This window comes from Rania fehmarnensis, from assembly GCF_056494185.1.
This window is the reverse complement of sequence record NZ_CM151398.1, coordinates 202,723-217,360: the sequence shown is the minus strand read 5'-3', so window position 1 is coordinate 217,360 and position 14,638 is coordinate 202,723. Positions and strand designations below refer to the sequence as shown.

The 14,638-nt window shown below is 56.3% G+C and carries 4 protein-coding genes; 3 read left to right on the top strand and 1 reads right to left on the bottom strand.

Annotated elements, in window-relative coordinates:
* The first annotated feature begins 19 nt into the window (after positions 1–19).
* Positions 20–448, top strand: a complete 429-nt coding sequence (locus tag SH573x_RS00720; protein ID WP_479352372.1) for a TadE/TadG family type IV pilus assembly protein — start codon at positions 20–22, stop codon at positions 446–448.
* A gap of 206 nt (positions 449–654) precedes the next feature.
* Here SH573x_RS00720 and SH573x_RS00715 read toward each other — a convergent pair whose 3' ends face one another.
* Complete coding sequence (locus tag SH573x_RS00715; protein ID WP_479352371.1) at positions 655–2,961, bottom strand: esterase/lipase family protein; 2,307 nt, start codon at positions 2,959–2,961, stop codon at positions 655–657.
* Positions 2,962–3,371: 410 nt separating this feature from the next.
* Here SH573x_RS00715 and SH573x_RS00710 point away from each other — a divergent pair, with 410 nt between their 5' ends.
* Complete coding sequence (locus SH573x_RS00710; RefSeq protein ID WP_479352370.1) at positions 3,372–6,761, top strand: hypothetical protein; 3,390 nt, start codon at positions 3,372–3,374, stop codon at positions 6,759–6,761.
* The gene (locus SH573x_RS00705) at positions 6,754–14,298 is read left to right on the top strand and encodes a hypothetical protein (protein ID WP_479352369.1); all 7,545 of its coding nucleotides are present in this window, start codon (positions 6,754–6,756) and stop codon (positions 14,296–14,298) included. The genes SH573x_RS00710 and SH573x_RS00705 overlap by 8 nt, the downstream gene beginning before the upstream one ends.
* Positions 14,299–14,638: the final 340 nt, after the last annotated feature.

Genomic DNA, 14,638 nt, shown 5'->3' with positions numbered 1-14,638 from the left:
CTTATCAAACGTCGCCATCATGTTTATGTTCAAGCTCCAACGCAGTTCCAATCGCTCCGGACGCCCGCGCCGCCAGGCCTCGCGATGCGGGGCGACGACCGTTGAGTTCGCCTTTGTCGTGCCGGTCATCTTCACGCTGTTCTTAGGCACCGTGGAGATGACGCGACTGAACTTCATACGCCACTCAGCTGCCAACGCCGCTTATGAAGGCGCGCGCAAGGCGATCATTCCTGGTAACTCCAGTAGTGAAGCCACCGACGAAGCCATGCGATTGATGACGGCCGTCGGCGTCAGCAACGGAGTCTCAGCGTCGCTGGCTACCGTTGGCGAAACGGTTACCGTAACCGTGACGGTACCGGTCAACCAAAACTCATGGGGCGTCGCCCGCTTCTCCAGCGGCATGACGATCACACAAGCCTGCTCGTTGACCAAAGAAACGCCACGCTAATTTCACGCGACGTTTGGTTACTGCTCTCAACCGACCTCGCGTCGGTGGAAGCGCGACTGGTGGGCTAAGGGCCAGCGACCTAGCTAATCAGTCATCGGTCCACCGAGACAAGCTCGATGGGGCCGACTGGTGGGCTAGGGTTCAGCGACCCAGCCAATCAGTCATCGTCCACCGGGACAAGCTCGATGGGACAAGCTCGATGGGGCCTAGCGACGACTACTACTTTCGCTTAGCGCCTGAGCTTTTAGCCAAGGCACTTGTCGAATTGGTTTAGGCGTGGCCGGTTGCGGTGTGCCTTGGACTAGCTCTTGCATCGATTGCTGCGATTGGCCCGCGCTTGCGCCGCTGTAGTTACTGCCTTCGCCTAACCACTTGGGCAACCACCATGAATCGGGCGAACGCGGCTCCGGTGGTCCCCCACGCATGCCGCTGAAGACCGTGCCCCGCGGGCCTGTACTTCTCGACACCGTGCCAGTGGAAATCTGCACCATTGGCACATGAGTGGTCGATTCAGAATTGGAGATGCGCTGCGGAGTCGTACCATCCAAACGCTCGGCCACTTGCTCGTGGCTCCGCAAGTGATCGAGATGTTCGAGCAGGATGCGGCGGACTTCTAAAATCGCCTTGGGTTGATTATGGATGTTCTGATGATCCGCCTGGACCACGATCTCGCTGACTACGTCATCCATATGGGCGCTGGTTACATCGACCACACCATCGCCATCGGCTCCACCATCGCTGAACAGACCTCGATTGGGAACCTGGCCAACAATATTGTGATAGGTAACCCACGATGCTCGCGGCGCTCGTAACATCACCGGGAACACAGGCGAATCAGGACTGAGTGAATCGATAGCCGTATTGGCTGTCAACAATTCGGTACTGCGGAACGCACCCGGATTTTCACGCACCAATGTCTGACTGGCCGAGATCATCATGGTCGGCAGTTTGATAATCTGCTTGCCCAACCAGCGGGTCGTATCGTTCGAATAAGCGCTGCCGCGATGCGGAGTGCCAATCGTGACGACTCGCTTGATCGACGGGTTGGGACGGAAGAAGAGTTCGCGCGAAAGCTTCTCCAAGTTCTCTGGATCACCCTTGATCTCTTCGAAAGGCTTGTCGCTCATGATGCGCCAGAACTCTTGCCCGCTTTCGATCGTCTGCATGCGGCTGACCAGGCCACCCATGCTGTGGCCCACTAGCACCATTTGATCCAGGGCTGGATAACGTCGATCACTATCAAGACGTTCACGCAGTTCCGCCAGGTCGCTGCGCAATTGTGTTGCGCTCAGCCAAAACGGTTGACCGCTGGGATAATAATAGAACCAAAACTGATAGTTCTTGCGCAGCTCTGGGAAGCTGCGCAGATCGTTGAACATGGGCATCCAAGTCATTGGATTGGACCACAGTCCATGCACCATCAACACAGGAATTCGATTCGGGTCGTAGGGCTCCAACATGTAGATGCCGCGGTTGTTCTGCTTGGCCGCGGGATTAAGTAGTCCCTTGGTTGCGTTAGTGTTCTCGCGAAACTGGGGACTATCGAGAAAAAAGGCCAGCGAAGTACTTAAGTCAGTCTGCAACGGCACCAGGCGCTGGGCCAACTGAATATCCGAAGCAGCCAACGGATCATGCAGTTCCAGGACGCAGTGATGCCGATTGTTGGCTTGATGGCGCTGGCCGGGCTGTTGCCGCACTACGCGCAGCAGCGCGGTTACTGGAAAGCTGAGTCCATCCGGATAATACTTTTCGCGCGGATCGTCGGCTGACTGCTCACGACGCACCGCGATCAACGGCACGCCCAGTCCATAGGTCGTACCGGTAAGATCGAGTTTCTCAGACAGCTTAAACTCGCTGACAAATTCAAAGTGGTCAAAATCCTCTTCACGCCACTTGCCCTTAACCACCGTTGCCACTTCGTAAGTCTGTTTGCCAGTGGTAACTGCGTAGCTCTTACCCGGATGCAATTCGCCTTTGGCATTGACCAGTCGCAGAGTCGCTTCCAGCGAAGTGTTATACAAATCGCAGGCGCCGCGAAACTGGGGATCATAAGGATTGCGTATCGGATCGAACTCCGAGGCAAACAAGTACATGTACGCGTTGCTGACGGCTACTCCATACATATCGAGTGCGTTGGCTACATCTTTTTCTTTTTCGGCTCGGACTCCGGCTATATAAGCCAGCTCCGACAAACCGTAGACCAGATCACCCGTGGGCTCAACGCTGGTCAGCTCCTGCATGCGCTCCAAACAAGTAACGGTATTGGTCTCGTACAGTTCCAGCAGATCGTATTTGCGCAAGAGCGTAAGCGTGCGTGGACTTAGCTGCGGGCCACGCTTGTTCGTCAGTTGCAATTGCAGGGCCAGCGGATTGGCTGGCGTGTCGCGCCGAATCAAGAACTTTTCGCTAGCGCAGCCTGAGCCAACAACGCACCATAGGCACACCATCAGCCAGCCAGCCCAAGGCTTGGCGCGCAGAATGGTCGGCTGTGGTCGAGCGATTGCGAAAAACACTGGGCTTCGTAAACAAGGAGTCGTTCAATTGCGGGCACGGGTTCCACCGCGAACCGTACGAAGAATCGCCCCTCGGGGTCAATGGCATTTAACGCCAGAGTGCCGCACCCTGCCGCAACGCAGCCCGTAGCGGAATGCGTCAAGCATTTCGAGTGTGAACGCCCCAAACTTCCAACGGTCTTCTCTGCGATTCTCTGCGCCTCTCTGCGTTTTAAACCGGACTTTGCAAAAGGTTTGTAAAAACAGGTGGATTCGGAAACTGCCTGACTAGGCGGCGCGTCTATTTCGTGGAACCGTATGAGAATATGGTCGCTTTCCAATTCCCCCCTAAGGCACGTGACATGCGCTCTCGGCTCTTCTCCCCAGGTTGCCTATGGTTGCTAATTTGCTGGCTTTCACTCGTTACGATCTTGCCAGCTCAAGAGTCGCCGCCCCCGTCAACGGACCCATCCCCACCTCAAACTGCTCAGTCGGAGCAGACGGTTTACATCCCTTACACTCGGCTGCGCGAAGTATTTGAAAAAGAAGGCCGCGGAGTCTTTTTGCCTTACGGAGAGTTTCGGCAACTGTGGGACGCAGCCCATGCCAAGCCCACCACGACGCTCGAACAGGGCTCGCCGGTCGATGCCCTTATCTCGGAGATCGATAGTGTGGCGGCCATCGAACAAGATGTTGTGCGCGTTCAGGCCACGTTGACCATTGAGCTCTTGAAAAAAGGTTGGTTGCAAATTCCGTTGCGACTGGGTGACGTGGCCTTGCAACAAGCCACTATCGACAATCAACCGGCTTGCGTCACGCCCGCACCGGGCGGTGGTTACCAATTGCTCATTCAACACGCCGATGCCCATCCACAATCGCTGAAACTCAAACTCGAATACGCCAAGGCCTTTACCAAGTCGCCAGGACAAAATCGCGTTGAAATCGATGCTCCGGCCGCGCCGGTCAATCGCTGGCGCATCTCCATTGCTCAGCCGGGTGTCAAGATCAATGTTCAGCCCTACATCGCGGCCACCGATGCACCAGACAAGCCGGCCGATTCGGACAATACCAGCGAAACATCCGGTGAACCTTCCACGCCACAGCCAACGCCAGAAGAATCCGTTCTGCTAGCCTTGGTCGGAGCTGCTCCGAAAGTCATTATCGACTGGACTCCCAAGTCCGAAGGCGCCAGCGGCATGACCGCGCTAGCCACGACGCAAGTAACCCAGGAACTCTTTGTCAGCGAAACGAGCCTACGCACGCGCGCAAGCGTGCGCTATGACATCAGTCGCTCCACGCTCGGTCAACTCTCGATCGATGTTCCTGCCGATCACAAGATTGTCAACGTCTTTGATGCCAACGTGCGCAAGTGGCAAGTTGCCGCCGTGGATGACAAACAGCGCATCACCATCGAACTATTCGAACCGGCCACCACGCAGCAAACCGTAGCCATCGAGCTGGAGAAGATCATCGAGTCGTCGACGCTAAGCAATATTGAAGCGCCGACCATTAGCGCCCTCGACGTGGGCCGCCAGCAAGGCACCTTCGTGGTCAACGTCGATCCCGTACTCCGCGCCGAGGTAACCACGCGCACTGGTTTGACCCAACTCGACACCGCCGAACTGCCGCCCCAGCTAGCCACTCAACCCTGGACGTTTGCCTATCGCTATGCCGCCCTGCCCTTCGATCTGCGCTTGAGCATGGTCAAGGTGCAACCCAGAATCACCGTCAATCAATTGGTCACGACGCAGTTACGTCCCGACCTGATGGCCATCGACATGCGCGCCATCTATGAGATCGCTGAAGCGGGCATCTTTCAATTGGAGTTCGATCTGCCTGCAGACTTTACGATTCGTGATGTCCAGGGCGTGAACTGGGGAGATGCGCAGGCGGTCCAAGTCGATTCGTATCATCTCGACACCACTCGGCCTAATCACTTGATAGTCAACCTAAGTAAGAAAGCCATCGGTAAAGTAGCCTTGGAGGTTCGCCTCGAACAGAAGTTGTCCGATCCCAATCTCCTTTCACCCACAGGCGCACCCGCAAGCTTGCCCTTGGTCGTGCCCAAAGCCAACCAGGACTTTATCACTCGCGTCAGTGGTCAACTGTTGCTGTACGCGCCAGAGAGTCTGCGCATCAATCCGCAATCGACCAATGGCCTGCGACCCGTTTCGCTCAGTGAAGTGACTCAAGATCCTAACGCTAGTCTGCCCGACGTGCGGTTTCCCAATCGTCATCTGGCAGTCGCCTTTGCTTTCTCGGATCAACCGATTTCGGGGACCCTGGCTGTCGAACGCCGCAAACCTTTTATCACAGCCAAACAGCGACTGCTGGCCAGAGTCGATGCGGGCGTGGTGCGGTTTCAAGCTCATTTCGTCTACGACATTCTTTTCAGCGGCGTTGATTCGCTGCGCATCGATGTACCGGCTGCCCTGGCCGACGAGATCACCAATGAAACGGCCAACGTCCGCGAATCGATCATCACTCCGCCGCCTGCCGATGTCGACACTGGCTACATCGCTTGGAACCTAACCGGTCAGAGCGAAATGATTGGCCAGCAAGTCATCACGCTCACTTGGGAACAACCGCTCGATGAGTTGGCTGTCGGCAAAAGTCTGGAAGTCAGCCTGCCGTTTCTCAAGCCGCGCGGTATCGATCGCTCATGGGGACAGATTGTCGTCTCCAAGGCCGAAGCCATCGACGTCCAACCCAGTGGACAACTGGTTGGAGTGCGTCCCATCGATCCTCATCACGACGTCATGCCCGAAGCACCAGTTGCCAATGCGGCGCGAGCCTTTGAGTTTCATGACGATTGGACGCTGACCTTAAACGTCACGCGTTACAAGTTGGAAGAGATCAAACACACGAGCATCGAACGTGCTTTAGTGCGTTCGGTTCTGACACGCAGTGGTCAAGTTGGCGTTCAAGCACTGTTTCGCCTGCGCAGCGCACACCAAAGGCTGACCGTTCAATTGCCCACAGGCGCTGCGTTTGATGCACAACCGGCGCGCATCAATGGCAATCCCGTTAGTTTAGAACGCGGCGATAAAGACGAACTGTACATTCCTATGTCCGGTTTTGAACCCGATCAATCGTTGGTCCTGGAACTGCGGTACACGCTGGCCGACCACAACGACGTGCTGGACATTCCTCACTTTCCAGATAATCCAGCCACTCAGCGAGTCTTCCAGAACGTGTTCCTGCCTAAAGAACAGGCGCTGATCGGCTGGACGGGACCTTGGACCGAGCAGTGGCAATGGATCAACACTCAATTTCTGATCTGGTCTCCTGTCAATCAAACTTCCGACGATAAACTCGAAGCCTGGGTCAAAGAAGGGATCGCCTCGGCCATCAGCCCGCCATTTCAGCGTGATGGCACGCTGTACAGTTTTTCGACCTTGAAGCCAGAAGCACCACCCGATGGATCCTTGCGGCTGGTTACTGTCAACGCGCGCTGGTTGACCGGTGGCGTATTGGTCATGCTCGCCCTGATCGCCATTCTGCTCTTGCGTAGTCCGTTGAAACTGAAAGTTGTGGCGGTCGCCAGCGTAGTGTTGATCTTTATCTTGGTTGGCATATTTGCCTCGTCGCTAGCAGGACAATTGATGAGCTTTCCAATAGTAGCGGGTATGTCCGTGGTCTTGCTGGTTTGGATCGGCGGTTATGGTTACGCCTGGGCCGATCGCGCGACTAGTTCAAACAACTCAACGGCACCTGAGGTCGCAAGTGCGACTCCAACTTCCGGCCCGGCTGTCCCGGAAGATTCGCCAACCTTCGAGGAACAACCTGATCGTTCGGAGGGAGGTGAGCACCATGGTTAAATTCCTGTGGATACTTGGTGCAATCGCCTGTGGATGCTCTCTAGCCACCACCGCTGTGGCGCAGAGCAAGATTGACAACGCAACTGCAGAGCCGCCTTTGCGCGAACTGTTTGTACCCTATCAAGATCTATCGATCATTTTAGGCAGTGAAACACGCCGCGTGTTCATGACTCGCGATGAACTGGCAGAACTAAAACGCAACGCGAAACAAACTCCCGACGAAGCCTTACCTCAAGAGACTGCCCTGCTCTCGGCTCAATACGAAGCTGAATTGCAAGCCGGCCGCGCGATCATTGACGGTCAGTTCAAGATCGAAGTCTTGGCTGAAGGTTTACATGCTTTGCCTCTGACACTCAGTAACGTTGGCATTCGTCAAGCGCTACTGGATGAACAACCAGCTCATCTCTGGCTGGCTGGCGATGGCCAGGTTCAGCTGATCGTCTCTGGACGCGGTGTGCATACACTTCACCTGGAACTGACGGCACCTGTGGCTACGGCTGCCGCCCAACAGAGTCTGTCGATTCAATTGCCCACGCCACCTTCGACGACCTTTCAGCTGACGGTGCCCGGTAATGTCGAGATGAAGTCAGGCGCGTCGATCATCAATCGGCGGGTCGATGATGACACGCAAACCACGCACTTTCAGCTGCTCCCCACGGCCCAGCAAATGAAACTGGTCATGTCGCTGAACAATAAACGCCTGCGCGATGAAACGACGCTGTTGGCCCGCGGCGTTATGATCAGCGAAGTCACCACTGGGTACCAACGCTTGCACGCTACGATCTCGATGCAGGTGCTGCATGGCGCGGCTGATGAGTTTCGCATTCGCATTCCGGCGGACTACGAAGTCACGCAGGTCACCACACCGCTCTTAGCCCGCTGGAGCATGCAGCAGGCCGACGAACCAGCCGCCGCCGCACAAGACTCGCGAGTTCTACTGGTAAAACTGCGCGAGTTGGCTACTGACCAGGTAGTGATCCAATTGCGCGCGGATCGCCTCAAGAGTGAACTGAGCGACTGGCACATGCCGCGCATTGAACCACTGGGTGTTGCCGGTTTCGCCTCGGTCGTCGGCATCTTGCTGGAAGAGCAACTGAGCAGTGGCCCGCTGCAATCCGACGACTTGATCGCTATCGACAACCAGGTGCTCACCTCGGCGCTGCCACCGAGTGTGTTGGCCACCGAACCGGGCACGCCGAAAGTTCGCCCACTGGCTACCTACTACGCGCCTGAGAGCCAATACGAATTGAACACGAGTTTTGTGCGTCCGCCGGCGCGCATTAAAGTTGCCACCAGCGCCGTACTCACGCTCAGCGATCGCGGCTTGGATATCGATGGCAGTTTAGTGCTCACACCCGAGTCGGAAAAACTGTTTGCCTTCGACATGGTGATGCCCGCAGGCTGGTCGCTAGTGAAACTCACTTCGGCCGCTGGTCAACAACTGGAGTATGAACGTCATACAGCGGATAACCAGCAACGCGTTCGCGTTCGACTACCTGGAGGTCTGGTGCCCAACACGCCAACGTCAATCGCCTATCAAGCATCGATCACACCCGATGGTTGGTTGAACGATTGGGAAGAGCAAGCTCTCCAGCTGCCTCACGTCGCACTCGAGCGCAGCCAGCAGGTGCAACAAAGCGGGGCCATCGCAGTGCGAGCGGTGGACGATTTGAAAGTTCAACCGACGAACACTTCTGGGCTCATCGTCATCAGCGATCAAGAGAAAGTGCAGTATGGTTGTGCGCATGTGCCTGTCGATCTAGCCTGGCGTTATACGTCCGATACTTGGCAAGGTAGCCTGGTGGTCACGCGCAAGACACCGCGGATAGTGGGCCGAGTGTTTTCATTTTTACAGACAACACCCGATGCGCTGGTGGCACACTACGAAGTCTTTTTCGATGTCGAACAAGCCCGCACGCAGCGCCTTGAGTTTACGCTGCCTGCTTCCACACCTACAGAAATTTCCGTGCGCGGACTGGGTGATACTCAGGTCAAAGAATCATCCAGTCAAACGCTCGACGGCCGTCGCCAATGGACGATCATACTCGCTGAAAAGAAGACCGGGCGCCTTCGATTGGCCATCGACTTTACGCAACCGCTGAATGCGAGTGAGTTGGCTAGCCTGGAATTGCCCGATGTCGTAACGTTGGGTACTGAGTATCAATCGGGCCTGGTGGCCGTCGAAGGTCATTCCGAACTGGATATCGCGGTCAGCGAGCATCCGCGGACCGTGGACTTGGGAGAGTTGATCGATGCCGAGTATCAACCCGGTAAGCGCTTGCTGGGCGTCTACAGTTATATCGGCAGTACCATGCGGGTGTTGCTACAAGCCCAGCGACGAGCCATTCACAGTTTGCCCACGACCATTGTCGAGCGCGCCGAATTGGTATCTCTGATCGGTACCAACGGTACTTCTCAAACTGCGGCCAGGTATTCACTGCGCACCAAGGCTCAATACTTGGATATCGAAATCCCTGCCGGTGCGCAGCTATGGTCGATTATGGTCGATGGCACGCCCTCGCTACCGGAACGGCAAGATGATCGCATCGTGGTGGGCTTGCCCGTAGTCCCGGCCTATGTACTGCGAGACTTGCGCGTGGTTTACGAACATGCCGTTGGTCCGTTGACGCTTCGAGGTCAAATTCATTTGAGCGCGCCATCCGTGTGGCAACGCGCCGAGCGCAATTCGGATCGACAGCCAGTTCCAATAGCCGACTTGCGCTGGGAAACCTACTTGCCCACAGGCTATAAACTGGTTCGCTCCGGCGGTTCTGTAGTGGTTTCACCCGAGGACCAGCCCGTTGGTTTTCAACTTTCTCCTTGGCTGACCAGGCTGGGCACATCGCTGGGTGCAGCGTTACCTCGCATCGAGCGATCACCTGCGGTCGCCGCGCGTGTCCCGCGGTCTGCGGCCTCTCGCGAGTTGCCTGGCGGCTTGATTGCACCCATGTTAGACGAGGGTATGGAATTTGATCGACCGTTGGCTGATCTGCAGACAGATGGCGTACCAGCTCTACCACCCGTTCAAGCAGCGGTAGAAATTTCCAGTCAGCCTCAAGTTGCGTTTCCGCCGCCCATGGGCGGACAGGCACAGACTAGCCAAAGTGCCGCTGGTCCAAATGCACCAGCCCAACCCAAGACTTGGGCGCTCGATGGCTTGCGCTGCTTGAACATCGATCTAACCGTAACTCAATTAGGTAAGTCGATTGCCTTCACAAGTTTGGGAGGCGATCCAATGCTCAACATGACTTTGGTTAACGAAGTGCGTTGGCGTTGGTTGGGAGCAGCGGGCGGTTTGGGACTGTTCTTGATCGGAGTGATCTTCATCGAATCACGCTGGCGGGCGCGATTGCGTTTCGCTGTCTTGAGCGTCATTGCAGTCTATGTGATTGCTCTAGCCAGTGGCTGGACAAGCGAACTGGCACCGGTCGTCGGTGGAGTAGTAGCCGGCAGTTTGGCTCTGCTGCTGGTGTCCATGTGTACCGCCGTGGCCAGCCGCGTGCGTGCGCGCCGCCAGAGGCGAGCGGAGCCAGCGCCTACGTTGGTTCGGCCCGTGATCACCAGTCTCATGGCGGCGCTAACGACCATAGCCTGCAGCGCTAATGCGCAAGCTCAATCGCCCATGCCGCCTCCGCCGGCCGTCACCAGCCTCGAGCAGCTGGCGGCCATGATCGACGCGCTGCCTGATAAAACTCCGATCGCCATTCCACACGATGCGATCGTCGTACCTTATGATCCAGCGGGCGAATTGCCCACAACTCAAGCGGCTCTAGGTAGCGAGAAGATACTCGTGCCTTATGAAACGTATACGCGACTTTGGCAAGCAGCGCATCCTGAGGAAAGCCAAACTGGAAAGCCACCGGTCGTTCCCTATGCATGGTCCGCAGCTGGTTATGAAACTACGCTCGACGATGCCCAGACGCTGACCGTACGCGGCACGTTTGCCATTGAGACTTTTGCTGAGGCCGCGGTAACTGTACCGCTAACTCTGGGCGGCGGTGTATTAGAAAGTTTGCTGGTCGACGGCCAAGCTGGCAAGGTGCAATTGGTAGAACCAATTGCTGGGGCCGCTCAAGCGCCGCCACAAGCTGCCGTCGCCGTACAACCCAATTTGCCTCAGACGAGCGTACTGCTGCTCTATCTAACCGGCAAGGGCACCAAACAAGTCACGATCACCGTACGTTTGAAAGTGGAACGACGCGGCGGCTGGCGCGCCGTGGAAGGCCAATTGCCTGCGGCGCCGGCCACCAGTCTCTCGATCAAGGTCAGCCAACCCGACAGCGAAGTGCGACTGTACGATCTGTGGGATCGCGAGCTGCATGAGCTCGACAGCGCCAACCAAACGATCGAGACTTCGCTGAGAACCGATGGCCAGGTAAAGTGGCAATGGCGCACGAAGATTGCCGAGACCGCTGTCGATCAAGGTTTATCGGTCGATTCCAAGGCTGTCTTTGATGTTCAAGAAGATGGTCTGCATTTCATTTGGCAAGGCAACTTCCAATTCCGCAGCGGGCGACGCGAATCGTTTTCGCTGCTTGTGCCTGGCGACTACCTGGTTGAAAAAGTGGTCGGTTCTAACTTGCGCGGCTGGAATGTCGAGCGCATCGATGACCATCAACAACTGACGATCGATCTGCTCGCAGCCGTTGCGCAGCGCGAAACGTTGACAGTCTTTTTGTATCGCAATCAGGATGTAGCCGAAGCGACGGACAACGCTCAGGCCAGCCAGATCACAGTGCCCAACATTCAAGTTCCCGACGCGATGTTGCAACGCGGTGAATTGACCGTGCGGCGCAGCCGACTATTGGATATCCGCTCCAGCACCATGAGCGGCTTGAGCCGCATTGATACTCCCGATAACCAGGGCTGGCTGGGACAAACTTCTGCTGCCAGCCCCCTGCCCTTGGATACATTCCAAGCGTTTCAATTCTCGCAGGTCCCCTACACTTACCAGTTAAACGTTCAGCAATCGCGTTCGATCGTGCGGGCTTACGGCCGCAGCGTATTGAGCCTGTCACAACTGGATTCGGCTCTGGAATCGCAATTCACTTTCGATATACAGCAGCGACCAATTTATCACTTGCGATTGCGTGTGCCCGCCGCCTGGCAATTGGAACCCCCTTCGCTGCCCATTCCCTACGAATGGACTCACACGATCGTTGACGATGCACAGGTCGTCGATATCTACCTGGCCAGTGGAGCCAGCGGTTCGTTGCCACTGGTGCTGCGCGGTCGCTTGGATCAAAGTCTGACTGCAGGGGCCGATGGCACGATTCCACCCGTTCCGCTGCCTAAGATCAGCATCGATGAGGTTGATCAGCAAGCCGGCGACATCGTGGTCACCTGCGATCCAGCCTATGCGGTGCGCACAGCCAATCTCATTAACTGCGAAACCGGATTGTTGGGGAGCGTCAACAACTGGTTGGCCGCTCAACATCGGCCGTTGGCCCAGGCACTGGTTCACTATGCAGATGCCACTTACGACGGCCAGCTGGCCGTTGTTCAACGCACGCCGCAAGTGAAAGCGTTCTCGGTGAGTAACGTTAAAGTGACCGATCGTGCGATTGAAGAAACGTTGTACTTCGAATTTCAAATTCGGACCGCGGGTATTCGCCGACTTGCCGTAGTCGTGCCCGCCTGGCTTTCGGGAACCAAAGTTCGTGGCCCGCTGATTCGCAGTCAAACATGGACACCACTCACGACCGAGGCTGGCTCACCTGTCCGACTGCAGATTGAATTGCAAGAAGAAGTCATGGGGCAGTATTCGTTAGTCCTTGAGCATGATCGATTGCTCGAGGGCAATAGTCAACTTGCTCCCGTACCGACAATCGAAACCGGCATCACCGAACATCGCTTTGTAACGCTCGAGAATTCTGGGCGTGATGAAATGATTATCGATAAAACCGTTTCTATGGAACGCTTGCAGCGCTCACAATCGCAATGGAACGTGCTGGCCAATTTGCTGGGCGGCAAAACTACCGAAGCCTTTGTGGTCAACCAACTGGCTACAGAGAGTCTGACTCCTGAACTTACGTACAGCACGAAAGATCGGGCAACCGTGGAAACCGCCGGCGCGCGCATCGGTATTGCCCAGACCCTGATGGTGGTCGACGAAAATGGCATCTATCGCGCTAGCCAGGAATTGCGGATGGAAAACCGCACCGAGCAGTTCCTGGAAATCGAGTTACCCGAGGGCGCCCAACTGTGGACCGCTAGCGTGGCCGGTGAAGCAGTTAAGCCAATGATCAGCACGGCAACCAGTGCAGGAACAGTAGCCAATGCGGGCGGTCCCCAGCGTTTACGATTACCACTGGTAAAGACGGCTGCGGGCGATTTGGATTTTCCGATCGTTATCAAGTATGGTGGCCAGGTCAATCGTCCCGGTGGACTGCGAACCACGCAATTCCCACTCGTGCGCACGATCAACATCAATGTGGAACTTTCACAAGTGCGTTTGCGTTTGCCACCCGGTATGCGCTGGTGGAACTTCGGTGGCTCGATGTCGCGAGTCGAGAGCGAAGATGAACTGCAGGCGGGCTGGGTTTCCTTTCGTACCAAGCAGTTAATGGAGCTGACTCAACTAGCCAGCCGCGCCTCCAGCGGCGATTTCTCCAAGGCGCGCGCATTGAGCAACTTGAAAGAGTTGGGACGCGAAGTCCAGAGCTTTCAAACGCTATCGCGTCGCGGTACAGCCAATGAACATCTAGACGAATCGCTAGCCTCGAACTACTCGGCGTGGTTCGAAGCTGAAAAGGAACTCAATAAGCCCGTCGATGCCAATCAAACAACTGCGGTGGAATTCTCCAATCGCCTACGGCTGAATCAGCGCGTGCAATCGCAATCCAATTCGCGCTCCTTCAACGTCGCTAACTCGGCGGATGCCAACTTCCAAGATCTTGCCGGCGTGACGATTGCTGAGGGCCAAGACGTCAAGTTCAATTCGGAATGGTTAGCGGGTAATCAACTCAATGACCCAACTGCACAACAAGCCGCCACAGCCAAAGCGGTCGACGACGGCAATCGCATTGTTACCCGAGGCGTGGCACCACCGGCGAAGAAGATGCCCGACCCTCCAGCGCCCGCCCAACCCCCAAGTCCCACTCCGGAAGCGAACTTTGATATAGTCCTCCAAAGCAAAGCGGAACAGGAAGATCGTACGGCACAGGTCTATCGTTACCAGCAACGACTCCAGCAAAACTCAGTCGACTCCCTGGCCCGGCAAACCAACGATGCGCTCAACTCTGCCGTGATCAATGCACCGAGCAGCTTTCCCAACATGGCTCCCAACAATGCACCCAACGTGGCCAATCAATTTGCTACCGCCAGCGGCGGCGGCGCGCCCGGTTACCTGGCCAGCTTGGATACGAATTTGCCCGTGAGAGGTGACGAATATCTCTTCACGACTCCCCGAGGTGCAACTGAGATAACGGTGCAGAGTATCTCGATGAAAACTGTCTCGCGTTGGTTGAGCACCGCCGGGTTGCTAATCGCTGGCCTGATCTTTCATCGCTTAACCCGTAAGAAGAAGTTCGCATAACGATCGCAAGAGCCATGCGACTTGCCGGGTTCGGAGCGGCTGGGGACAGCCGCTCTACAAAAAAGGCGGCCTAAAAAAAAGAAGCCCGGAAGAACATCCTGGTGGATGTCTTCCGGGCTGGGACTAACCTCGTAGGATCCGAAAGGAGTTTGGCCTACGAGCGGAGTGGGGCTGCGACTGATAAGACAGCCCGCCGGCTTCTCACCAAGCACCACTCCTAGGGCCGGAACAGATTAAACTCACCTGATCACCTCCTTTCTGAAATGAAGTTGACCGAGCTTGCCACAGTCAGCCAAGATAGGGCAACGCTACGGTGCAAAAACAGACACGCCGCGACGCG

Bases quoted from the DNA above. Each gene is read 5' to 3' on its own strand.
- SH573x_RS00720 (WP_479352372.1), top strand. From the start codon at position 20: ATGTTTATGTTCAAGCTCCAACGCAGTTCCAATCGCTCCGGACGCCCG.
- SH573x_RS00705 (WP_479352369.1), top strand. From the start codon at position 6,754: ATGGTTAAATTCCTGTGGATACTTGGTGCAATCGCCTGTGGATGCTCT.